The organism is Thalassospira profundimaris (assembly GCF_003326675.1).
GTDB classification, from domain to species: domain Bacteria; phylum Pseudomonadota; class Alphaproteobacteria; order Rhodospirillales; family Thalassospiraceae; genus Thalassospira; species Thalassospira aquimaris.
Genome location: NZ_JPWF01000001.1, coordinates 170,354 through 192,827 on the forward strand (window position 1 = coordinate 170,354; position 22,474 = coordinate 192,827).

The following is a 22,474-nucleotide window of genomic DNA, read 5'->3' on the forward strand; positions in this document are numbered from 1 at the left end:
TTCCTACTCCTCGCGCACCGGAATACCAGCGGCCTTCATATGGTCTTTGACCTCGCGAATGCGATAGGTGCCAAAATGGAAGATCGATGCGGCCAGCACGGCGGATGCATGGCCTTCGGTCACGCCTTCGACCATATGGTCAAGCGTGCCAACCCCGCCCGATGCAATCACCGGAACATGGACGGAATCCGCAATCGTGCGGGTCAGCGGGATGTTAAAGCCCGACTTGGTGCCATCGCGATCCATCGAGGTCACAAGAAGTTCACCCGCACCATATTCGGTCATTTGTTTTGCAAACGAAACGGCGTCAATGCCGGTTGGTTCGCGACCGCCATGGGTAAAGATTTCAAACTTGTCCGGGCCGACCGATTTGGCATCAATCGAAACCACAATGCATTGTGATCCGAACTTGCGCGCAGCTTCGCGCACGAAATCGGGGTTTTTCACCGCTGCGGTATTGATCGAAACCTTGTCCGCGCCAGCCAGCAACAGCTTGCGGATGTCTTCAAGGGATCGTACGCCGCCACCCACCGTCACCGGCATAAAGCAGGCCTCGGCCGTACGGGCAACCACGTCAAAGATGGTGTCGCGGTTATCGCTTGATGCAGTGATATCAAGGAAGCACAGCTCGTCCGCGCCCTCGGCATCGTAAATCCGCGCCTGTTCGACCGGATCGCCGGCATCGATCAGATCAACGAAATTGACCCCTTTGACAACACGTCCGTCCTTGACGTCAAGACAGGGAATGACACGGGTTTTTAACATGGTCGGTTTCCTGTTTTGCTCGGTTACGCAAGGGCTGCGATGGCTTCGGCCAGATCAATACGCCCGTCATAAAGCGCACGGCCCGAAATCGCGCCGTCAATGCCGGCATCCGTATGCTGTTTGACTGCAATCAGATCATCAAGCGACGATACCCCGCCCGATACGATCACCGGGGTCGAGATTTCAGATGCCAGTGCCACGGTGCTTTCGATATTCGGGCCACCCATCGCGCCATCACGGTCGATATCGGTAAAGATGATGGCGGCAACCCCGCAATCCTCGAACTTTTTGGCAAGCTCAAGGGCGGTGACTTCGGACGTTTCCGCCCAGCCTTCAACCGCGACATAACCATCACGGGCATCAATGCCCACAGCAACGCGGCCCGGCCATTTCGCGCAGGCTTCCTTGACAAAATCAGGATTGCGGAGCGCGACGGTGCCAAGGATCACGCGGGTGATGCCCTTGTTAAGCCAGTAATCGACCGTCTCCATCGTGCGGATACCGCCGCCAAGCTGGGTCTGGGCTTTGCCAGAAACCGCGGCCAGGATCGAATCAACGGCGGCACCATTCACCGGCTCGCCGGCAAAGGCACCGTTCAGATCAACAATATGGACCCAGTGACAGCCAGCCGCGACGAATTCGCCGGCCTGTGCGCCGGGATCATCGTTAAACACGGTGGCCTTGTCCATGTCGCCGCGCAACAGGCGCACACATGCGCCGTCTTTCAGGTCAATTGCGGGATAAAGATTCACTGTTCAGGGTCCTGTATTTTTTTGGTGTAGTAGTAACCTTCGACCATCTTGCCGTCGATCATCGCGTAATAGGGATTGATGCCCCAGCGGACATAGCCAAGCCCGTTATAAAGCGCGATGGCGGCCTTTTGGGTTTCCCGAAGGTCCAGTTTCAATACGCTATAGCCCGCTTCACGGGCGAAATATTCAATTGAACGCACAATCGCCTTGCCGTTGCCGCGCCCGCGTGCCCACGGGGCAACGAAATGGCCGGTAATCTGGGCGGAATGGCGCTGTGCTTCAAGGTTGGACGGCGTTTCAATCAACTGGGCCGCACCGGAAATCACGCCATCAACGCGCGATACAAACAGGTGGCGTCCAGGCATCAGCAAAACACCGCGCCAGTATTTTTCCATATCCGGGCGATCGGGCGGCGTAAGCCAGCCAAACCCGCCACCTTCGACAATCGCCTGGGTGCAGGCATCAACAATGTCGGAAAGCTCGCCTGCGGAAAGTTCGGTCACACGTTCGGCAATGACGCCCGGCTGAATGGTATCAGATGGTGCGATCATGGCTTCCATCCCAGGAAATTACCAATGATGGTAAGCCCCGTTTTCTGGCTTTTTTCCGGGTGGAACTGGGTGCCGATCATGTTGTCACGCCCGATCATCGCGGTTAGGTTCCCACCATAGGAAACCGATGCAAGACGCTGATCAGGATTGGTGACATGCATGTGATAGCTATGCACGAAATAGGCATGGTCGCCGTCCGAAATGCCACTAAGCACCGGGTGCGCCTTGCCTGCGGGATCAAGCACCAGCTCGTTCCAGCCCATATGCGGGATTTTAAGGGTCGGGTCGCTTGGCTCAATCGCCACGACCTCGCCCGCGATCCAGTCAAGGCCTGCGGTATCGGCAAATTCACGCCCGACAGAGGACATCAATTGCATGCCGACACAAATGCCAAAGAACGGCTTGCCGCCCTTGATCACCTGTTCGCTCAGAACATCAACCATGCCGGTAACGGCATCAAGTCCGGCCCGGCAATCGGCATAGGCACCGACGCCCGGCAGGACGATATGGCTGGCGTTGCGGACCTTTTCCGGGTCATTGGTGACAATGATCTCGTCAGAAAAGCCGGTTTCGCGGGCGGCGCGCTCGAACGCCTTGGCAGCAGAGCGCAGATTGCCTGAACCGTAATCAATAATCGCAACACTCATGGGTAGGATGGGCTCCCGTTTAAGGGGGTGGAAACAGCAGCCAGCGCAGAATGTGGAACGCGCGGGCTTGTTGTATTCAATCGGACAAAGCAGCGATGCTCGGCATCGCTTTCATTCTTGCCGGCAACGATGTCGGTCATTTTCCAGCCCTTTGCGGCCAGTTTGCGGCGGCGCAGATCATTGGCAATCAGACCAAAACCGATCCCGGTCACAAGGGCCAGCGCGAAGTCCATTTCCGGCCCGCCGTCAAACAGCATGACGGCAAGGCTGCACAAAAACGACAGCGCCAGAAGGCCAAAGAAACCCAGCCACAGCCGATGATACAACGCCCAAAGACCCGACAGCAAAAAGGCCCAGAAATTGAACCCTTCGCGGATCAGGATGGCGTTTTCCATCGGGTCGGCATCGCCGGGATGGATATGGACTGTGTAAACCTTCATCGAAAACCGATTTTCTGGTTCCGGCAGTATCGAAACACTGCCAGTAAATTTTCGATCAGATCAAGCTGACCCGCTTAAAGCGAACCGCCAAGGGTTCCCTTGGTCGACGGAATGGCATCGGATTTGCGCGGATCGATTTCAATCGCATCGCGCAAGGACCGTGCAAGCGCCTTATAGGCACTTTCGATGATATGGTGATTGTTTTCGCCATACAGGTTCTCGACATGCAGCGTAATCCCGGCTGCCTGGGCAAAGCCCTGGAACCATTCACGGAACAATTCGGTATCCATATCGCCCAGCTTGTCGCGGGTGAAATTGACATTCCAGATCAAATAGGGACGGCTTGAAATATCAAGTGCGACACGGGTAAGCGCCTCATCCATCGGAAGCAGGCAACTGCCATACCGCGTGATGCCCTTTTTATCGCCCAGTGCCTGAGCAAAGGCCTGGCCAATCGCGATGCCGCTATCTTCGGTGGTATGATGAAAATCAATATGCAAATCGCCCTCGGCCCGGACTTTAAGGTCTATCAGGCTGTGACGTGAAAGCTGTTCGAGCATATGATCAAGGAAACCAACCCCGGTCTGGACATCATAGATGCCGGTCCCGTCAAGGTTCAGTTCAACCGAGATCTTGGTTTCGTTTGTATTACGCTCAACGCGGGCCTTGCGCATGCAAAGCTCCTTTCTTGCAGATATTGATGCATATGATGGACCGTATGTAGCAACAAACCCACGGAAAAGCCAGTTTAAGTGGCTACGTATTGGCCGCAAAATCCTGAAAACGCCATTGGTTCAACCATTGTCACATCGATTGGTACCAAATCAGGCCTATTTGCTTGATAGATGATTGATGCCGTCCCAGTCTTTTGGCGGTGGGCTCGCCATAAAGGCCTTGCAACGTTCAATGTAAATTTCGACCAGTTTCGGGGTGGTGGCATTGCCGATATGGACGCTGAAAGCGGCGTGGGCTTCGGCCCATTTCTGGTCCTGATAAAGGGCAATACAGGCATCCCATGCGGCAACTTCAAGAAGCTGTTCGGCGATATTGCAAAGCCTGTTGCTGTGATCGGTTCGATCCCCGATCAGCTCGTAGATTGCCAGGGGTGACGATGTTCCGACCGGCATGACCCGATCGACAAAGCGCAACAGGAAATTGCCCGAGGCCCGCCGGACAATCGCATCACTGACGAGGATGCGTGTGCCATAAAACTTGTTCAGTCCCTCGATCCGAGATGCCAGGTTAACGGCCCCGCCAAGGGCGGTATATTGTAACCGGTGCTCTGATCCGACATTGCCGACAACCACCCGGTCCGTATGCAATCCGAAGCGGGTATAAAGCGGAAACAGCCGTGATTCCTGCGATATGGAATTAAGCTGCCGACCCGCCAGGCGACAGGCAAGGGCCGCCCGACAGGCATGATCAACATGATCGGGATCGTTGGACGGGGCGTTCCAGAATGCCATGATGGCATCGCCGATATATTTGTCGATGGTGCCATTGCCGTTGGCGGTGATCTGGTGTTCCATCGCCGCGAAATAGTTTGATAGCTCGCGGGCAAGTTCGGTCGGGGAATAGTTTTCGGTCTTGGCGGTAAAGCCTTCGATGTCGGTGAACATGATCGATAGGTCGCGTGCTTCACCACCAATTTCGACCGGATTACCGTTTGCGACAATGGACCGGACAAGATCGGTCGGCACATAGGCCCCGAAGCTCTTAAGGCTGTTTCTTGTGTTGGTGATCGCCGATGATAGCGCACTGACTTCGTAGATATGCGATGTCATCTCGAAATCACTGCCAAGATCAAACTGGCCGATTTTCTCGGCCTCGGCGGCAACAAGGTTCAGCTGACGGCTGAGCATTCTGGCAATAATCGCGATCAGGATGGTGGTCAGGATGAAAATGGCAGCGGCAATTTTCAGGATATATTGCGTGGCTTCCTTGATGCCGCCAACAAACTCGTCCTCCGGCACAATCAGTCCCAGGACCGGGGCAATCCCGAAGATTTCCGGGATGGGGGCGGCCGATACAAGGTACTTTTTGCCGTCGTCGGCATTGGTGAATTCAAAAAATGCCTTGGGATTGCCTGCCCATTGGGTGATGGCGTCCGTGACAATCGGGTCATTGATCTGACCATTGCCGATCTTGAAAAACGTTTCGTCGCGATTGGTGCCATGCGGGCCGCTATAGGCCAGTACCCGGTTTTCAATGCCCAGCATGAAGACCCGGCCTTCTGAACCGATCCGGATGTCGTTGAGAATTCTGGTGACATTATCAAGGGTCAGGTCAGCGCCAACCACCCCCATCAGACTGCCATCAGGCTGAACTACCCGCTTGGCAAAGGTCACGCCGGGCTTGCCGGTACTGTTAAAGGTATAAAACGGGCTTACGAAAATTTCGTCCTGACTGCGCGCACCCTTGTACCAGGTGCGCCCGCGCGGATCATAGGTGACGACACTGTGTTCTTGGCCCGTCACATTGCCCCAACTGGACTGATACAGATAGGTATCAAGCTTTCCGCCCGCATAGTCATAATTGATGGTGCGATAAACGATATTGCTGTTGTCAGGGATGAGGCTGTTTTCAGGGCCAAATGTCTTTAGATCACCGGGGAACTGGACGACCTGAAAGAAGCGACCATCATCCTCGAACCCGAAAAACAGTCCATAAATCTGTGAATGTCCGTTGATCAGACTGGCCATGATTGCCCCGCCGCGTGGCTGGCTGACGGCGTCGGGAAATGAATGGATCATGTCGACTGTGGTGTCGACGATTTGCCCGACCGGGCGAATGACATTCAAAAGATTTTCAACGGCGTTATGCCGGGCTGTCGTCATCTTGTTGCGCCCGGTATCAAGTGCCAGCTTGTGGTTGCTTTCATACAAAAACGCAACCGTGATACCGAGCATCAGAACGGCGATGGTCGTGAATGCAGCCGTCACGCCGATTTGAAGTTTGATTTTCACCTGATCATCTGCCCGCCATGCAACCGTTGATGTGCGCTGCCTTTTTCGTACAGCTTTATCAACAGATTAGATCACGGCGGGTCGAAAACAATACGAAGTTGATTGTTTATAAGAAAAATATATCAGTGGTTGTTTTGACGCATTCTAAACAAAGTCAAACTTGTCGACATCAAACAGGCCACGGTCGGTCATTTTAAGGTGCGGAATTACCGGAAGTGCCAGGAATGCGACCTGAAGAAACGGCTCGGGCAAAACGCATCCAAGGTCTTTGGCGGCGGCCCGCAATGTGATCAGGTCCTTTTCGACCACTTCAAAGGGCTCCGTGCTCATCAATCCTGCTACTGGCAATGGCAGTTCGGCGGTGACCTTGCCTTCATCGGCAACGGCAAAGCCGCCACCCATTTCAATCAGCCGGTTAACGGCGGCGGCCATATCGGCATCACTGGCCCCGACCACGGTGATATTGTGGCTGTCATGCCCGACCGAGGATGCAATCGCCCCTTTCTTAAGGCCAAAGCCACGGACAAAGCTGCGCCCGATATTGCCATTGATCCCGTGACGTTCGACCACAGCAACCTTGATCACGTCATTGGCAAGATCGGGTTTCAGGCCGTTATCACCAATTTCAAGCGTTGCCTCATCGCGGAAGGTCAGAATAAGCCCCGGTTTGACCTTGATGACCGGCGTCTGGTTTTGACCAGGTTTGGGATCACAAGCGAATGCCTCTGCTGTTACCGGTGTTGCCTTCATCGAGCTTAGACCGACCGGAGCAATGGTTTTGCGTTTGGCAAACAGATCGTCGCTGACCACCCGGCCACCGGCGATGACAGCGCTAACATCGCAGGTTTCCAGATCATCAAGAATGGCAATATCAGCCCGCCAGCCCGGCCCGATCAAACCGCGATCGCGCAATCCGAAAATACGGGCCGCGGAATGTGATGCCGCGCGATAGGCATGATGGATCGGGCAATTACGTGCCTTAAGATGTCCGATCAGGCGACGCACCAGACTGTCGAGATGGCCTTCTTCACCGATATCAAGCGGATTGCGGTCATCGGTACAAAGGGCCACAAAGCTTGAACTGTTTTCGTCCAGAATTTCGGCAAGGGCTTCAAGGTCCTTGGAAACCGAACCCTCGCGGATCAGGATGGCCATGCCCTTGGCCAGTTTTTCGCGGGCTTCTTCGGCCGATGTGGCTTCGTGATCGGTGCGGATGCCTGCGGCCATGTAACCGTTCAAATCCATGCCGCGCACAAGTGGCGCATGGCCATCAATATGTCCGTCCTGGAACGCTTCAAGCTTGGCCATGATGCCCGGATCAAGGTTGAGTACACCGGGATAGTTCATCATCTCGGCAAGGCCGACGACCTTTTCGTGGCTGCGGAACGGCAAAAGGTCTTCGATTTCAAGCCGCGCCCCGGCAGTCTCAAACGCGGTGGCAGGCACACAGGATGACAGATTGACCCGCACATCCATGATGGTCTGTTCGGCGCAATCCAGGAAATAGCCGATGCCTTCCGCCCCCAGAACATTGGCAATTTCGTGCGGATCACACAAAACCGTTGTCACACCATGGGGCAATACACAGCGATCAAATTCAAGCGGGGTAACGAGCGAGCTTTCAATATGCAGGTGGGTATCGATAAAGCCCGGCACGGCAAACTTGCCGGTACAATCAATCTCGGCTTCGCCTGCGTAGCTGTCATGGGTGCCAACAATCCGGTCGCCGACAATCGCGATATCGGTCCGGGTGATTTTGCCGGTGATGACATCAAGAAGTCCGATATTGCGTAAAACCAGATCAGCCTTGATCTTGCCCTGACCGGCAAGGATGCATTTGCCAAGATGGGTTTGGGTAAGATCGGTGCTGCTCATGGTGTAGGTCCTGTCATTCTTGAAATTCTTTTCCAAGCATCAAGGGTAAAGCATGTGCGCCGCGCGTGCCTTGAATTTTTTATGCATTGCTGCGTTGAAACTGTGTTTCGCTCACAGTGAAGGTTCTATACGGACCATCTGGTGGCTTCTGCCCTTGACCGGGGCGTCTGCCGTGCTAACTCTTGGGCGAAGCAATCGATGAGATTCAAGGATTATTCATGAGCGAACAACAAAGCTGGCATGGCACGACAATTCTGTCTGTGCGCAAGGGCAATGAAGTCGTGGTGGCTGGTGATGGTCAGGTATCGCTTGGCCCGACCGTGATCAAGGGCAATGCCCGCAAGGTCCGCCGGATCGGCCAGAAAGGCGAAATCATGGTCGGTTTTGCCGGTGCAACCGCCGATGCCTTTACCCTGCTGGAACGGCTTGAAGCCAAACTGGATCGTCATCCGGGCCAGACCATGCGGGCCTGTGTCGAACTTGCCAAGGACTGGCGCACGGATCGTTACTTGCGCAAGCTTGAAGCCATGATGGCGGTGGCCGACAAGGATGTGTCGCTGGTTCTGACCGGTCAGGGCGACGTTCTTGAACCCGAGGACGGCATTATTGCCATCGGTTCGGGTGGGAATTATGCGCTTTCTGCTGCCCGGGCGCTGATTGATATGGATATGACAGCCGAGGAAATTGCCCGCAAGGCAATGGCGATTGCCGGCGAGATTTGTGTCTATACCAACGGCAATGTCCTGCTTGAGAAAATCGAACTCGAGGATGCGAAGTAATCAGGGTGCCAATCCGGGCCCTGTCGCTGCATCTGTCGCAATAAGATACGGAATAAATCATGACCCAACATTTCAGCCCGCGCGAGATTGTCTCGGAACTGGACCGCCATATTATCGGTCAGAAAGATGCCAAGCGCGCGGTTGCCATTGCGCTGCGTAACCGCTGGCGCCGCCAGCAGCTTGACGACACCATGCGCAACGAGGTGCTGCCCAAAAACATCCTGATGATCGGTCCGACCGGTGTCGGTAAAACCGAAATCGCCCGTCGTCTGGCCAAGCTTGCCGATGCGCCGTTTATCAAGATCGAGGCGACCAAGTTTACCGAGGTTGGCTATGTCGGACGTGATGTCGAACAGATTGTCCGTGATCTGGTCGAAGTTTCCATCGACCTGACCCGCGAAACCATGCGCAAAAAGGTCCGCGCCAAGGCTGAAATGCAGGCCGAGGAACGTATTCTGGACGGTCTGGTTGGCGAAAATGCATCGCCTGATACCCGTCAGAAATTCCGCAAGATGCTGCGCGAAGGCGAATTGCAGCACAAGGAAATCGAAATCAACGTTCAGGAAAACAGCTCGGCCTCGATGCCGACCATCGACATTCCGGGCATGCCCGGTGCACAGATGGGGATGCTGAACCTTAATGACATGTTCGGCAAGGCATTTGGCGGCAATACCAAGCCCAAACGCATGACCGTCGAAGAGGCCTTTGATCGTCTTGTTGACGAAGAAGGTGACAAGTTGCTGGATCTCGACAAGGTCACAGCCGAGGCGATTGAAAATGTCGAACAGAACGGCATTGTCTTCCTTGACGAGATCGACAAGATCACGGCCCGTTCCGAACGTGGTGGGGATGTCTCGCGCGAAGGTGTTCAGCGTGATCTGTTGCCGCTGATCGAAGGCACGAACGTCTCGACCAAACATGGCACGGTCAAAACCGACCATATCCTGTTTATCTGCTCGGGTGCGTTCCATCTGGCAAAGCCGTCGGACCTTCTGCCGGAATTGCAGGGTCGCCTGCCGATTCGGGTCGAGCTGAAAGCCCTGACCGAAGGTGATTTCCGTCGCATCCTGCTGGAACCGGAAGCCTCCCTGATCAAGCAGTATATCGCGCTGATGAAGACCGAAGAAGTCACGCTGGACTTTACCGATGACGCGATTGATGAAATTGCCCGTATCTCGGCCAATGTGAATGAATCGGTCGAAAATATCGGGGCGCGCCGCCTGCATACGGTTCTGGAAAAGCTGCTCGATGACATCAGCTTCACCGCAACCGACCGTTCGGGCGAGACGTTTAAGGTCGATGCCAATTATGTCCGCGAACAGGTCGAGGATCTGTCAAAGGATACCGATCTTTCGAAGTTTATTCTGTAATCGAAACGATCAATCGGATCAGAAAAAAGGCCAGCACATCGTTGCTGGCCTTTCTTGTTTTTAAGCGCCTTTGGCGTGATCAGGCGGAATGCAGTTTCCGGACATTGTCATCGGTCTTGGCCGGCAGATAGACCGTAAAGACCGATCCGACACCCTGTTCACTTTCGATCTGCATGGTGCCGCGGTGGCGCTGGACAAGGTGTTTGACGATGGCAAGGCCAAGGCCGGTTCCGCCAACTGCACGGGATCGTGCAGTATCAACCCGATAGAACCGTTCGGTCAGACGCGGCAGATGTTCACGGGCAATCCCGTCGGAATGGTCGCGGATGGCAACGGCCATGATGCGGTCATGACGGAAACGCGCCAGTGCACCGGGCGGGTTTTTGACCAGTTTGATCGATACTTCGACATCGGTATTGGCATGGCCGTATTTGATGGCGTTTTCGACCAGATTGACAAAGACCTGTGTCAGTTCCTTTTCCTCGCCCACCATCTCGGTATTTTCAAGTTCGCTGGTGACGCGGATATTCATCCCCTTGGTCCCGGCCTTCATCGAAAGGCTTTCGGCGACTTTGGCGATGACTTTGCCAACATCGCAATCGCTTGACGGCGGGGTATGTTCATTCAGCTCGATACGCGCCAGTGACAGCAAATCTTCGATCAGATGCTGCATGCGCTGGGCCTGATCGCGCATAACTGGCAGGAACTGGTTCAGCGCATCGGGATCATCCTTGGCCGGACCTTCAAGCGTTTCGATAAAGCCAAGAAGAACCGAAAGCGGGGTGCGCAATTCGTGACCAGCATCGGTCGCGAAGTCGGCCCGCATTTGTTCCAGTTTGCGAAGTTCGGTCAGGTCCGAGAAACTCAGGACAAAATTACGATCCCCGGTCGCAGCTGGCAGGCGCGCAGTCAGAACGTCAAAATGGCGGTGCGCGTCACTGGCCAGAACAAATTCGGCATGTTTCATGGTTTCGCGGGAATTCGCGACATCGTCAAAGGCATCCAGAAGGATCGGATCACGAATAAACCGTGTCAGGTCCCGACCGGTTTCAAGATTGTGAAACAGTCCCTTTGCCGCCTGGTTAAAGCCGGTCACGACGCGGTGCCGGTTCACCATCACCACCGGATTTGGCAGATGGTCAAGGATTTCGGCATCGGTGCTGGTTTGGGCTTCAAGAAGCGCGATGCGATCCCGGAACGCAGCCGCGATCTGGGTATAAAGCGACGACAGCTCGGACGCGGCACCAAACGAGATATGCTGCGGCGGGGTTCCCTTGAATCGGTCACGCAGATCGGTGGCATAGCGCGCCACCCGGCGCAGATCGCCGAAATAGATGCGCAGCATCGCGGTGATGCCAAGCCAGGAAAGCGTTGCTGACAGGATTGCCGTGCCCCAGCCAAGCAGCTCCATCGCCGCAAGGACGACAAAGACAATGCCCGCCGGAAAGGCAATGGCCAAAGCTGTAAGTATCAATTGGCGGAAACCCAATTAACGCTCCTGTTTGCAAGTGTGCGCAGAGATCGTACGTGCACGGATAAAAGTGGACCAAAAATGGTTATGGGCCAGTAAAGATCAAATAAAAGTTTGATGACAGTTTTCAAGTTACTCGACGGATTGAAAAAATCTGTCGGTTCCCGTCGCGACGTGCTTTATCAGAAAATCAGAAAGAGTGAATATAAAAAAGGCCTCCACCGTGGGAGGCCTTTGGTCGATCCGGCTTGGAAACCGATCGACGTCAGAGAATTGCCGCACCTTCGTCAAAGCGCAGACGCGGATTGCGCGCATGCAGTTTATCGCGATCGCCATAGCCGATATTGATCAGGAAGTTGCTTTTGACAGGTGTCCCGGCAAAAAACTCGGCATCAAGTTTGGCCTGGTCAAATCCCGACATCGGGCCGCAATCAAGGCCAAGCCCACGCAGTGCCATAATGAAATACCCTGCCTGAAGCGAACTGTTGCGAAAGGCGGTTGCCTTAATCACTTCATCATTGCCCGCAAACCAGGACCGGGCATCGGTATGCGGATACAGGGCAGGAAGCTTTTCGTAAAATTCCATGTCCTGCGCGATGATGGCGGTAACCGGCGCACTCATGGTTTGTCTGACATTGCCTTCCGACAGGCAGGGCTTAAGCCGTTCTTTGGCAGCATCCGATTTGACAAAAGTAACGCGCATCGGTTCGCAATTGCCGCTTGTCGGGCCAAGCACCGTCATGTCCCACGCCTGTTTGAGCAAATCCGTATCGACGTCGCGATCCTGCCAATAGCTGAAAGTGCGGGCATCACGGAATAACAGATCAAAAGCATCGGAACCAAGCATGGGGGCCTCATCAAGTTGGGATTATTATCTTGGTTTAATGGTAACCGCGCTGGTCCAATCTGCAACTATCCATATGAAATATGGAAAAACAATTGGTTCGCTGATACTGTTGCTTTTGCAAAACGATCCCGGAAAACGGGACGATGTCCCGGCATAAATCCAGATTGGCAAAGCCGGGATACAGGATCGTTCCGCACAGTCGGTCCTGTTTGGAGTGGTTGGTAGAAGACTGGAAACAAACATGAATTTTGAGGCCAAAGGACAAAGACCGTCAGAAATGACAGGTCGGTTTAGGCCAGATACCATGCTGCGCGGCATGGTGTTCGGGATGTCATTTGCCGTGGGACTGACTTTTGGTGCCGGACCGGGCATGGCCCAGTCCACCGAAACCGGCACTGGCACTGGCACTGGCACCGGTGCCTCCGAAAGCATCCAAACCGATGCCCCGGCCCCGGCCCAAGCCCAAGATCCGGCACCGGAAGCGGCCGAGCCATCCGTGGTGGCAGCGGGCGGTGATGCGACATCAGCAGTGGTTTTCATGTATCACCGGTTTGGCGAAGATGAATATCCCTCGACCAATATCCGGCTCGAACAGTTCAAGGAACATATCGCGGAGCTGACCAGTGGCGGGTATTCGGTTCTCGGTCTGCCGCAGATTGTCCGTGCCCTTGAAAGCGGTGAGGGTCTTCCGGATCGGGCCATCGGGATTACCATCGATGATGCCTATCGTTCGGTCTATGAACAGGCTTGGCCGATCTTTCGCGCCAACAACATGCCGTTCACGGTGTTTGTTTCGACCGAACAGCTTGATGAAGGCGTGTCGAATTACATGACCTGGGACATGGTGCGTGAACTGGTCAAGGATGGCGTGACCATCGGCGGCCATAGTCAGCATCATTCCCATTTGCCGGCAATTGATATCGAAGCGGTCAAAGCCGAACTGGCCCATTCCGCCGAACGCTTCAAGGAAGAGCTTGGCTTTGTCCCTGAGCTGTTTGCCTATCCCTATGGCGAAGCCAATGCAGACGTGATCAAGGCGGTCAAGGAAGCCGGATACAAGGCATCCTTTGGCCAGCAAAGCGGCGCGATGAGCACGGAATCCGATTTCACCTATTTGCCGCGCTTTGCCCTGAACGAGCATTATGGCGCGATGGACCGGTTTAAACTGGCGGCCAATTCATTGCCCTTGCGGGTTAGTGATGTGACGCCGGGTGATTATACCCTGACACGCAATCCCCCGGCCTTTGGCTTTACACTTAAGGACCCGGCACCTGATATTGCCTGCTATCCGTCTGATGGCGACGCCACCATGACCCGATTGGGGGATGAACGCGTTGAAATCCGTCTGGATGGCCCGGTGGCATCGGGGCGCTGGCGGATTAACTGCACGACGATGGGCCCGCAATCACGCTGGCGCTGGTTCGGGATGCTGTATACCGTGCCGTGATTAGATGGCTTGGGCTTTGTGCAAGCCTTTGACATATATAGAAAAGACAAGCGCCGCATTCCTGATCCGGATGCGGCGTTCTGCATTTCATCTTTGGGTGCTTGCGCCTGATAATGAGACAATGTAGGTTAACCACACTTTTTAACCGTAATTAATTGGTAATCACAGTGTCGGCAGGCAAGAATATCCTTCTGATCATCTCGGGCGGCATTGCGGCCTATAAGGTTCTCGAGGTGATCCGTCGGCTCAGAGATCGCGAAATCAATATTCGCGCCATCCTGACCAAGGGCGGTGAACAGTTCGTGACCCCGCTGTCTGTGGCGGCACTGACGGAGAACAAGGTTTATCAGGATCTGTTTTCCCTGACCGACGAAGCCGAAATGGGCCATATCCGTTTGTCGCGCGAAGCCGACCTTGTGCTGGTCGCCCCGGCAAGTGCCGATATTCTGGCCAAAATGGCAACCGGTCAGGCCGGTGATCTGGCGACAACTGCCCTTTTGGCGACCAACAAGCCGGTCATGATCGCACCGGCCATGAATGTCGAGATGTGGAACCATCCGGCGACCCAGGCCAATATTGCAACGCTTGAAAGCCGTGGCGTGATCCGCGTTGGTCCGTCATCGGGTGATCTGGCTTGTGGCGAAGTCGGTTCGGGACGTCTGGCCGAACCGGCCGAGATTATTGCATCGGTCCTTGATTTCCTGGGTGGTGTGTCCGCGCCAAAACCGCTTGCAGGTAAGAAAGTCGTTGTCACCAGCGGCCCGACCCACGAACCGATTGACCCGGTGCGCTATATTGCCAACCGGTCCTCGGGCAAGCAGGGCCATGCGATTGCGCAGGCGCTAAGCAATGCCGGGGCTGATGTAACGCTGGTTTCCGGCCCCGTTGCCCTGCCCGACCCGGCCGGGGTCAAGGTTGTGCGGATTGAAACAGCACGTGACATGCTTGCTGCGGTTCAGAATGCCCTTCCGGCTGATATCGCGATTTGTGCGGCGGCTGTGGCTGATTGGCGCACCGCCGATGAAGCCGGTCAGAAGCTTAAAAAGGATGGATCGGGGGTAATCCCCGACCTCAAGCTTTCGGAAAATCCCGATATTCTGGCAACCATTAGCCAGGCCGGGGCATCGCGCCCGGGGCTTGTCATCGGATTTGCCGCCGAAACCGAAAAAGTCACCGAACATGCGCGTGCCAAACGGGCGCGCAAGGGGTGTGACTGGATTCTTGCCAATGACGTTGCCCCGGATACCGGGACCTTTGGCGGGGATCAAAACGAAATTTGCCTGATTTCAGGCGACGATGCCAAAAGTGATGAACATTGGTCACGCCAAAGCAAAACCGGCATTGCCGAGGCGCTTTGTGCCCGCATCATCAAACATTTTTCCTGATGCGATCCCGATTGCACAGGCAATGAAGAACATCCCGGATATGACCGGGCAAGATACAAGGATGGAATATGTCGGTTCTTAATGTTGATCTGAAACAGTTGCCGCACGGGGCGGATTTGCCGTTGCCGGAATATGCAACTGCGCAATCGGCCGCCGTGGATTTGCAGGCGGCGATTGACGGCAAACTGGTGCTTGCACCGGGCAAACGTGCGCTGGTTGAAACCGGTATTGCCATTGCCCTGCCCGCCGGGTTCGAAGCACAGGTACGCCCGCGTTCCGGTCTGGCAGCCAAGAACGGTGTAACGGTTCTTAATAGTCCGGGCACGATTGATGCTGACTATCGCGGCGAGATCAAAGTCATCCTGATCAATCATGGCGAAAACGCGTTTGAAATCGAACGCGGCATGCGCATCGCCCAGCTTGTCGTCGCACCGGTGACCCAAGTGGCATGGCGTGCGGTGGATGATCTTGACGAAACGGCACGTGGTGCGGGCGGTTTCGGTTCGACCGGGACCGCAAGCCCCGCGAAGTAGGTATTTAAGGCAATGTCATGGTACCGCCTTGCGGTGCCGTGGCTGTTGCCGGTGATGGTTAAGTTACTCTGGCGAAATCAGGTCTTTATGTCATCTGGGGGGATGGCTGGACCATATGGGGAGTAAAGAAGAGAAGATGCTAAAGCTTTCAAAAAAGATGCTGTTTGCGATCGAGGCGGTCGTGGATATTGCCTATAACGCGGCGGGTGAGCCGGTTCAAAGCCGTGATATCACCGCCCGTCAGGGTATTCCGAAACGTTACCTTGAACAGACCCTTCAGCAGCTGGTGCGTGCCGATATTCTGGTGGGTGTGCGCGGTCCGCGTGGCGGGTATCGTTTGGCACGTGAACGTCGCCGTATCACGCTTGCCGACATCGTTTCGGTGATCCGGTCGATGGAAACATCCGACGATCCAATCGAAGATCCGGCAGGATCGCCGTTGGGCAAGGAAGTTGTGCGTCCGCTTTGGCGGGAATTGCAGGACGAAATGATGAAGCAGCTTGAAAAAATCACGGTCGAAGACCTGTGCAACCGTGCACGTGACGCAGGCCTGCGCAGCGGGATCGAAGAGTCCCCTGATTTCATCATTTAGTCTTCTGGGCTGGCGGCGGAGTGTTGTATGGTTATTCAACAGAATTCCGCTGCAATTTTCGATAAACTACAGGCATCATGAATACCGTTTAGGTCAGACTTTTGTAAAAATTTCTTCTATCCATTTGACCTTGTGGAATAGCGATATAAATACAATTGCATCATGTGCTTGATGGCTAAAATACAGAAACGTGCGAGGAAAACATGACTGAGTTTCGCGGCAAGATTTACGACAGCATCATCGACACCATTGGCGCAACGCCGCTGGTGCGCCTTTCGCGTTTGGCCGAAGCCGAAGGTGTGAAAGCTGATCTGATCGGCAAGCTCGAATTCTTTAACCCGCTGGCATCGGTCAAGGACCGTATTGGTCTGGCGATGATCGAAAATGCCGAGAAGGCGGGCAAATTGGCACCGGGCGCAACTCTGGTCGAGCCGACCTCGGGCAATACCGGTATCGCGCTGGCATTCGTTGCCGCCGCCAAGGGGTACAAGCTGATCCTGACCATGCCTGAAAGCATGTCACTTGAACGCCGCAAGATGCTGATGCTTCTGGGCGCGCAGATCGATCTGACCCCGGCTGCCAAGGGCATGAAGGGTGCGGTTGCCCGCGCCGAGGAACTGGTTGCCGAAATTGATGGCGCCGTCATGCTTCAGCAATTTGATAACCCGGCCAACCCGGAAGTTCACCGTAACACCACCGCGGAAGAAATCCTTAAGGATACCGCCGGTCAGGTTGATATCTTTGTTGCGGGTGTGGGCACCGGCGGTACGCTGAGCGGTGTGGGTGAAGTGCTTAAAAAGCATAACCCCAACATCCAGATCGTTGCGGTCGAACCCGAAGACAGCCCGGTCATTTCCGGTGGCGCACCGGGCCCGCACAAAATTCAGGGCATCGGTGCCGGTTTCATTCCGGGCAACCTCAATACCGATGTGATTGATACCGTCATGACCATTGGCAACGAAACTGCGTTTGCGACTGCACGCAAGCTTGCGGCCATCGAAGGCCTTCCGACCGGTATTTCGTCGGGTGCGGCTGTTGCCGCAGGTATCGAGCTTGGTCAGAAGCCGGAAAATGCCGGTAAACGCATCGTTGTGATCGTACCGAGCTTTGCGGAACGTTATCTGTCGACCGCGCTCTTCGAAGGTCTGCAATAAGTCCTTTGACGGTTGGCTGAAAATGAAGGTCCGGTGTTGTGCACCGGGCCTTTTTTATGTCCGGCTTTCCGGCTGGTACTGGATGTTGGTCGATATCGTCCCAATCTGAATGACAGAACCGAAACGGGACAGCTGCATGACAGTGATCGGGCAAAACGGCGTTCATTCGAGATTACTCTGGCTGGCCTTAATGATTATTTTGGCCGCTGCTGCATTTTGTTTCGATATCAAAATATCAAAGGCCGATCATGGCGAACACAGCCTGCGGATTGTCGTCGCCGATGATGTTCTGGTCGATTACAACAAGTTCCTTGCTGATCGCGATCCCCTTGAAATTACAACATTTGATGGGCCGCATAGTCGCCGCGATGTGGTTGAGGTCGTTCTTATTCAGCAGGCCTTGCAAAAGGGTGGCTGGCGTGGTGACGTGACTTTGATTTCCGGTGGTCCCTATGCTCGGATGATGCAAATGATTGCCGATGGTGATGCCGACATTACCGGGTCGTCAACCTGGTTGCGCGATATTGAACATCGCGGTGATCTGGTGGCGGCATCGTCCGTTGTGATTCCGCTTGGGCGGTTTGAAGCCGGGTTTTACATGCTTGCTGACAATCCCAACCGTCTGAAAATCCGCAATTTACGTAGCCTTCAACGGTTGCGCGGGGCTTCGAACCGTAACTGGAAACCTGATTGGCAGGCCTTGGGCAAGCTTGGCCTGGTTGATCTGATCCATGTCCCGGCATGGGACTTGATGGTGCAATTTGTTGCCGAGGGGCGGGCGGACTTCCTTTTGGCCCCGTTTCAGCCGGGGCCGGATATGGAGCTTGTTGTCGATGGCGTTCGCATGTTGCCTATTCCGGGCTACAAGATCGCACTGGATGGCAGTCGTCACTTTGCGGTGACCAAAAACACGCCCTATAGCGGTGATTTGATCGTTGCGGTCGATCAGGGTTTGTCAGAATTGCAAAAAATCGGCCGGATCGAGCAGGCCTATCGCCAGTCCGGCTTTTTCCATCCGGCGGTCAAAAACTGGACGATGATTGGCTCGGACGGGTTTGGGCAATCCAATATCTTGCCGCAACATCATGCATTGGATCAGGATAATTCGATGGAAATGCAAATCTTTTCCTTGAGGGATCGGACCGGCAGGCTATATCCAGAAGCAAGCATCTTTGACCCGTCCTGACAGGATCGTTTGACCGCGTGACCGATTTCGATTTCAGTGAAAATGAAGTGCAGCGCTATGCCCGCCATATCGTCCTGAAGGATGTGGGTGGAACTGGCCAGATGAAGCTTAAACGCGGGCGCGTTCTGATCGTCGGGGCTGGCGGCCTTGGATCACCGCTTGCGATGTATCTGGCTGCCGCCGGTGTCGGCACCATCGGTATTGTTGATGCCGATACGGTGGAGCTGTCCAACCTGCAACGCCAGATCGCACATGGCATGAAGGATATCGGCACGCCCAAGGTCGACAGTGCGAAATCAACCATGATCGACATGAACCCGGAAATTACGGTTCATGCCCATAATGACCGCCTTGATGCGTCCAATGTCATGGATTTGATTGCCGGTTATGACGTGATTGCCGACGGGTCGGATAATTTCGAGACGCGCTTTTTGCTAAATGATGCCTGCTACCTCGCGGGCAAGACACTGGTATCGGGGGCGGCGCTTCGTTTTGACGGGCAGGTGTCGACCTTCAAGGCCCATCTTGGTGCGCCCCATCCGTGTTATCGCTGCATTTACCATGCGCCGCCACCCGAAGACGCCATTCCGTCCTGCGCCCAGGGCGGTGTTCTGGGTTCGGTCGTTGGCATGATTGGCGGTATCCAGGCGACCGAAGTGCTCAAGGAGCTGATGGGCATCGGGGATGGTCTTTCCGGGCAGCTTTTGATCATTGATGCCCTGTCGGCGTCGTTCCGCAAAATCCGCGTACCACGTGATCCCGGATGTCCGACCTGTTCGGAAAACGCCACCATCAAGGACCTTTCAATCCATGAACACTGAGACCGAAAGCCCAAAGAAACTGTCGCTGGTGGTATTTTCCGGCAGCTTTGAAAAAGTTCATTACGCCCTCGTAATGGCATCTGCGGCACTCGCAACCGGGCGTGAAGTCACCCTGTTCTTTACCATGGATGCCAGCCGCGCGCTTTTTGCCCCGTCCGGCTGGCGGCATTTGCGCACCGAGGCCGAGGGGGCAACCGCAACCTCGATTGATCTCAGTTATTCGACCCGCGGTATTGGCAGCTTTGAAGAGCTTCTGTCGGCCTGTGCATCACTTGGTGCGAAATTCATGGTCTGCGAGATGGGCCTGCGCGCCCTTGGACTGGAAAGTGAAACCACCCGCGATGAACTTTCCATCGAAAAAGGTGGCGTCGTAACCTTCCTGAACGATGCCAAACAAAGCGGCGAGATGCTGTTTATCTGATCGGGTGTTTTGGTTGCCTGTTCGTTCCGCTCCCGGGTGTTTGATGCCTTAACTTGCCAGAAGTTTGATGCCCAGACCGGCAAGGCAAAGCCCGACAGCGCGTTCGATCCAGACCTTGATCGAAGCAATGCGGGCCTGCACGGCAGGAAGGGTCAGGGCAACCGCAACCAGCGCAAACCACACCATGTGGCAGGCCGCGATATAGATGCCATATCCAATTTCCTGAGCAATCGGCGTATCGGGCGAGATCACCTGACTGAACAGTGACACGATAAACAGCATGGTTTTCGGATTAAGTGCATTGCAGGCAAATCCGATCCAGAATGCATTGCGACCGGTTGTGTACTGGTTTTGATCCGCGCCCGGAGTAACATAGACCGTGTTAGCGCTAACATCCTTTTCTTTCAGTGCCTTGCGTCGATCAGAAAAGGCGCGGATATCGGGCCAAAGGGCCGACAGCCCCAGCCAGATCAGATAGGCCGCACCAAGATATCGCAGGCCGGTCAGCACCCAGACATTGCTGGCAAAAACCACACCCAGTCCAATCAGGGTATAGGTCAGATGGACCGAAACTCCGCTTCCAATACCAATTGCACACAAAACTCCGGCCCGCCTGCCGCGTGTCAGGGCAATGCGTGTAACCATGGCAAAATCCGGTCCCGGACTGATCACGGCCAGAAGAGTGATGATGCTAACAGCGATGATTTCCATCGACAGAAATTGGGGGAAAAGCTCGGGCATGGTCGAAGTCCTGATTTGAATTAAGAAACAGATTGATCTGTGAGTAGATTGAGTATCAAACTGCTTGAAACGTCAGAAAATCGAAAAATTCCGGGATATATTGTGAGTAATATTCACAAAAAACGCAGCTTGCCGCCGCTGGCGGCTCTTCCGGCCTTTGAGGCGGCAGCGCGTCATCAAAGCTTTTCACGCGCGGCTGAGGAATTGCACTTGACCCACGGCGCCATAAGTCGGGCAGTGGCCCAGATCGAAGAACGTATGGGGGTTGATCTGTTTGTCCGGCGCAATCGCCGGGTCTGGCTGACGGCGGCAGGGGAAAGGTTGCTTAAGGCCACAGGTAGCGCCCTTGATGTGCTGGATCGGGCGGTTGAAGATATCCACCGCCATGCCGGAACGTCCCCGATCCTGACCGTATCGTGCGAGCCCAGCCTTGCCATGCGCTGGCTGATGCCCAGACTGGGTGCCTTTCGCGAAGCCAATCCTGATTTGAATATCGATTTGCGTCTTGCTGGCGGGCCGGTGGATTTGCTGGCCGATGGATGTGATGTTGCCATTCGCCGTGCCGATTACGGCATATCGGATGATTACATCACCACCCGTCTATGGGCGGAATATGCCGGGCCGGTTTGTGATCCCGATTGTTGGGAAAACATTCTGGCGCGCGATGTGTCAAATGCCCGCTGGCTTCATAGCCGCACCCGCCCCGACGCCTGGGATGACTGGAAACGTGCAAGCGGTCTGAATGTAACACCGGTAAGCGAACAATATTTCGACCATTTCTTTTTTGCCCTGCAGGCGGCGGTGAACCGGCTGGGTACAGCAATTGGGCCATTGCCGCTGGTTTATGATGATCTGGCGGCCGGGCGTCTGATTGCACCGCTTGGGATGGTGCCGACTGGCTGTGACTATGTGTTGATCACCCTTGATCCGCCCAAGCGCGACCCGCGCATTGCAATGTTTTTTGACTGGTTGATCGACATGGCACAGGGCATGGAAAGCGCGGTGCAACCCAAGTAATTGGGCAGGTCGGGTTACTTGGGGACGCAGCATTGCGGAACATTGATCGAATGTCAGGCGTTTTGGGATTCCCTGACATGTAGAAGGATTGCCGCATGCTGACCGATCTGCCCTATTTCGCGACAGCAGAAAAATATTTCGATATCGGAATTATCGATATGATTCTGCGCCTTTGTGCGGCAACTGTCATTGGTATGCTTATTGGACTGAACCGTGATGTGAATGGCAAGCCGACCGGCATGCGGACGCTGGCGCTTGTGGCGCTGGGGGCCGCGGTTGTGTCTGTGGTGGCTGTCCATTTTCAGGATTTGATCGATCACCCCGATGCACTGTCACGGGTGGTTCAGGGTATTTTGCAAGGTGTTCTGACCGGGGTCGGCTTTATTGGTGCGGGTGTGATCTTGCGTCAGCCCAAAAGTATGTCGGTATCGGGTCTGACAACGGCAGCGACGGTCTGGATCACCGCGGCTCTTGGGATTGCCTGTGCCTTGGCAGCCTGGCATATCGTTGTTATTGCCACGATACTGACCTTTATTGTCTTGATCGTGCTGAAACCTGTCGAGCTTGTTCTGGTGCGGTATATCGGTAATGAGCGGGCTGTAGATGAAGGTGTCGATCCGTAACTGTAAGGGCGGGTCGATGGGGTTGGATGTTCTGAACGCCTTTTAAGGTCTTTCCGGCACTCCGATAATCAAAGGAGTTGTCAGCAGATAC

General features: G+C 54.8%; 23 protein-coding genes. 12 read left to right on the forward strand and 11 right to left on the reverse strand.

The window, feature by feature from the left end:
* Positions 1-3: 3 nt before the first annotated feature.
* The 8 genes from hisF to ade all read right to left on the reverse strand — a co-directional run bounded on the left by hisF (position 4) and on the right by ade (position 7,996).
* Complete coding sequence (hisF, locus tag TH19_RS00870) at positions 4-765, reverse strand: imidazole glycerol phosphate synthase subunit HisF (RefSeq protein WP_114100438.1); 762 nt, start codon at positions 763-765, stop codon at positions 4-6.
* Between the two features lie 23 nt (positions 766-788).
* On the reverse strand, positions 789-1,517 hold the full coding sequence (gene hisA / locus TH19_RS00875) for a 1-(5-phosphoribosyl)-5-[(5-phosphoribosylamino)methylideneamino]imidazole-4-carboxamide isomerase (RefSeq protein ID WP_114100439.1): 729 nt from the start codon (positions 1,515-1,517) through the stop codon (positions 789-791).
* Positions 1,514-2,068, reverse strand: a complete 555-nt coding sequence (locus tag TH19_RS00880; protein WP_258547766.1) for a GNAT family N-acetyltransferase — start codon at positions 2,066-2,068, stop codon at positions 1,514-1,516. The genes hisA and TH19_RS00880 overlap by 4 nt, the downstream gene beginning before the upstream one ends.
* Positions 2,065-2,715 carry an imidazole glycerol phosphate synthase subunit HisH gene (hisH, locus tag TH19_RS00885; protein ID WP_114100441.1) on the reverse strand — a complete coding sequence of 217 codons (651 nt, stop codon included), beginning with the start codon at positions 2,713-2,715 and terminating at the stop codon, positions 2,065-2,067. The genes TH19_RS00880 and hisH overlap by 4 nt, the downstream gene beginning before the upstream one ends.
* Positions 2,712-3,155 carry a DUF2628 domain-containing protein gene (locus tag TH19_RS00890; RefSeq protein WP_114100442.1) on the reverse strand — a complete coding sequence of 148 codons (444 nt, stop codon included), beginning with the start codon at positions 3,153-3,155 and terminating at the stop codon, positions 2,712-2,714. Before TH19_RS00890 ends, hisH begins: the two co-directional genes overlap by 4 nt.
* Before the next feature lie 74 nt (positions 3,156-3,229).
* A complete protein-coding gene (gene hisB, locus TH19_RS00895; protein WP_114100443.1) occupies positions 3,230-3,829 on the reverse strand; it encodes an imidazoleglycerol-phosphate dehydratase HisB in 600 nt (199 codons plus the stop codon).
* Between the two features lie 156 nt (positions 3,830-3,985).
* Entirely contained in the window at positions 3,986-6,121 is a 2,136-nt protein-coding gene (locus TH19_RS00900) for an adenylate/guanylate cyclase domain-containing protein (RefSeq protein WP_114100444.1), read from the reverse strand.
* Between the two features lie 144 nt (positions 6,122-6,265).
* Positions 6,266-7,996, reverse strand: coding sequence for an adenine deaminase (gene ade, locus TH19_RS00905; protein WP_114100445.1), 1,731 nt, complete (start codon positions 7,994-7,996; stop codon positions 6,266-6,268).
* Between the two features lie 218 nt (positions 7,997-8,214).
* Here ade and hslV point away from each other — a divergent pair, with 218 nt between their 5' ends.
* Both hslV and hslU read left to right on the forward strand, forming a co-directional pair.
* Positions 8,215-8,775 (forward strand): ATP-dependent protease subunit HslV, encoded by a 561-nt coding sequence (gene hslV / locus TH19_RS00910; RefSeq protein ID WP_114100747.1) that lies wholly within the window; start codon positions 8,215-8,217, stop codon positions 8,773-8,775.
* A 59-nt stretch (positions 8,776-8,834) separates the two neighbouring features.
* Positions 8,835-10,145, forward strand: coding sequence for an ATP-dependent protease ATPase subunit HslU (gene hslU / locus TH19_RS00915; RefSeq protein WP_114100446.1), 1,311 nt, complete (start codon positions 8,835-8,837; stop codon positions 10,143-10,145).
* Between the two features lie 79 nt (positions 10,146-10,224).
* On the opposite strand, the gene TH19_RS00920 is transcribed toward hslU, so the two are convergent.
* Together TH19_RS00920 and TH19_RS00925 are read right to left on the reverse strand one after the other, a co-directional pair.
* Positions 10,225-11,634 (reverse strand): ATP-binding protein, encoded by a 1,410-nt coding sequence (locus tag TH19_RS00920; RefSeq protein ID WP_114100447.1) that lies wholly within the window; start codon positions 11,632-11,634, stop codon positions 10,225-10,227.
* Positions 11,635-11,881: 247 nt separating this feature from the next.
* The gene (locus TH19_RS00925) at positions 11,882-12,463 is read right to left on the reverse strand and encodes a malonic semialdehyde reductase (protein ID WP_114100448.1); all 582 of its coding nucleotides are present in this window, start codon (positions 12,461-12,463) and stop codon (positions 11,882-11,884) included.
* Positions 12,464-12,740: 277 nt separating this feature from the next.
* Here TH19_RS00925 and TH19_RS00930 point away from each other — a divergent pair, with 277 nt between their 5' ends.
* From TH19_RS00930 to TH19_RS00965, 8 genes are all read left to right on the forward strand, one after another.
* Positions 12,741-13,910 (forward strand): polysaccharide deacetylase family protein, encoded by a 1,170-nt coding sequence (locus TH19_RS00930; RefSeq protein ID WP_258547767.1) that lies wholly within the window; start codon positions 12,741-12,743, stop codon positions 13,908-13,910.
* Positions 13,911-14,077: 167 nt separating this feature from the next.
* A complete protein-coding gene (gene coaBC, locus TH19_RS00935; RefSeq protein ID WP_114100450.1) occupies positions 14,078-15,295 on the forward strand; it encodes a bifunctional phosphopantothenoylcysteine decarboxylase/phosphopantothenate--cysteine ligase CoaBC in 1,218 nt (405 codons plus the stop codon).
* A 68-nt stretch (positions 15,296-15,363) separates the two neighbouring features.
* A complete protein-coding gene (gene dut / locus TH19_RS00940; RefSeq protein ID WP_114100451.1) occupies positions 15,364-15,828 on the forward strand; it encodes a dUTP diphosphatase in 465 nt (154 codons plus the stop codon).
* 136 nt (positions 15,829-15,964) lie between these two features.
* On the forward strand, positions 15,965-16,420 hold the full coding sequence (locus TH19_RS00945; protein ID WP_008888834.1) for an RrF2 family transcriptional regulator: 456 nt from the start codon (positions 15,965-15,967) through the stop codon (positions 16,418-16,420).
* A 203-nt stretch (positions 16,421-16,623) separates the two neighbouring features.
* The gene (gene cysK, locus TH19_RS00950) at positions 16,624-17,574 is read left to right on the forward strand and encodes a cysteine synthase A (protein ID WP_114100452.1); all 951 of its coding nucleotides are present in this window, start codon (positions 16,624-16,626) and stop codon (positions 17,572-17,574) included.
* A gap of 190 nt (positions 17,575-17,764) precedes the next feature.
* Positions 17,765-18,760 carry an ABC transporter substrate-binding protein gene (locus tag TH19_RS00955; RefSeq protein WP_114100453.1) on the forward strand — a complete coding sequence of 332 codons (996 nt, stop codon included), beginning with the start codon at positions 17,765-17,767 and terminating at the stop codon, positions 18,758-18,760.
* A gap of 17 nt (positions 18,761-18,777) precedes the next feature.
* Positions 18,778-19,581 (forward strand): HesA/MoeB/ThiF family protein, encoded by an 804-nt coding sequence (locus tag TH19_RS00960; protein WP_114100454.1) that lies wholly within the window; start codon positions 18,778-18,780, stop codon positions 19,579-19,581.
* Positions 19,571-20,002 carry a DsrE/DsrF/DrsH-like family protein gene (locus tag TH19_RS00965; protein WP_114100455.1) on the forward strand — a complete coding sequence of 144 codons (432 nt, stop codon included), beginning with the start codon at positions 19,571-19,573 and terminating at the stop codon, positions 20,000-20,002. Before TH19_RS00960 ends, TH19_RS00965 begins: the two co-directional genes overlap by 11 nt.
* A gap of 48 nt (positions 20,003-20,050) precedes the next feature.
* Here the strand turns inward: TH19_RS00965 and TH19_RS00970 are convergent, their stop codons facing one another.
* Positions 20,051-20,743, reverse strand: a complete 693-nt coding sequence (locus TH19_RS00970; RefSeq protein ID WP_114100456.1) for a LysE family translocator — start codon at positions 20,741-20,743, stop codon at positions 20,051-20,053.
* A gap of 102 nt (positions 20,744-20,845) precedes the next feature.
* Here TH19_RS00970 and TH19_RS00975 point away from each other — a divergent pair, with 102 nt between their 5' ends.
* Together TH19_RS00975 and TH19_RS00980 are read left to right on the forward strand one after the other, a co-directional pair.
* On the forward strand, positions 20,846-21,760 hold the full coding sequence (locus TH19_RS00975; RefSeq protein ID WP_181846262.1) for a LysR substrate-binding domain-containing protein: 915 nt from the start codon (positions 20,846-20,848) through the stop codon (positions 21,758-21,760).
* Between the two features lie 95 nt (positions 21,761-21,855).
* A complete protein-coding gene (locus TH19_RS00980) occupies positions 21,856-22,383 on the forward strand; it encodes an MgtC/SapB family protein (RefSeq protein WP_114100457.1) in 528 nt (175 codons plus the stop codon).
* The last annotated feature ends 91 nt before the right edge of the window (positions 22,384-22,474 follow it).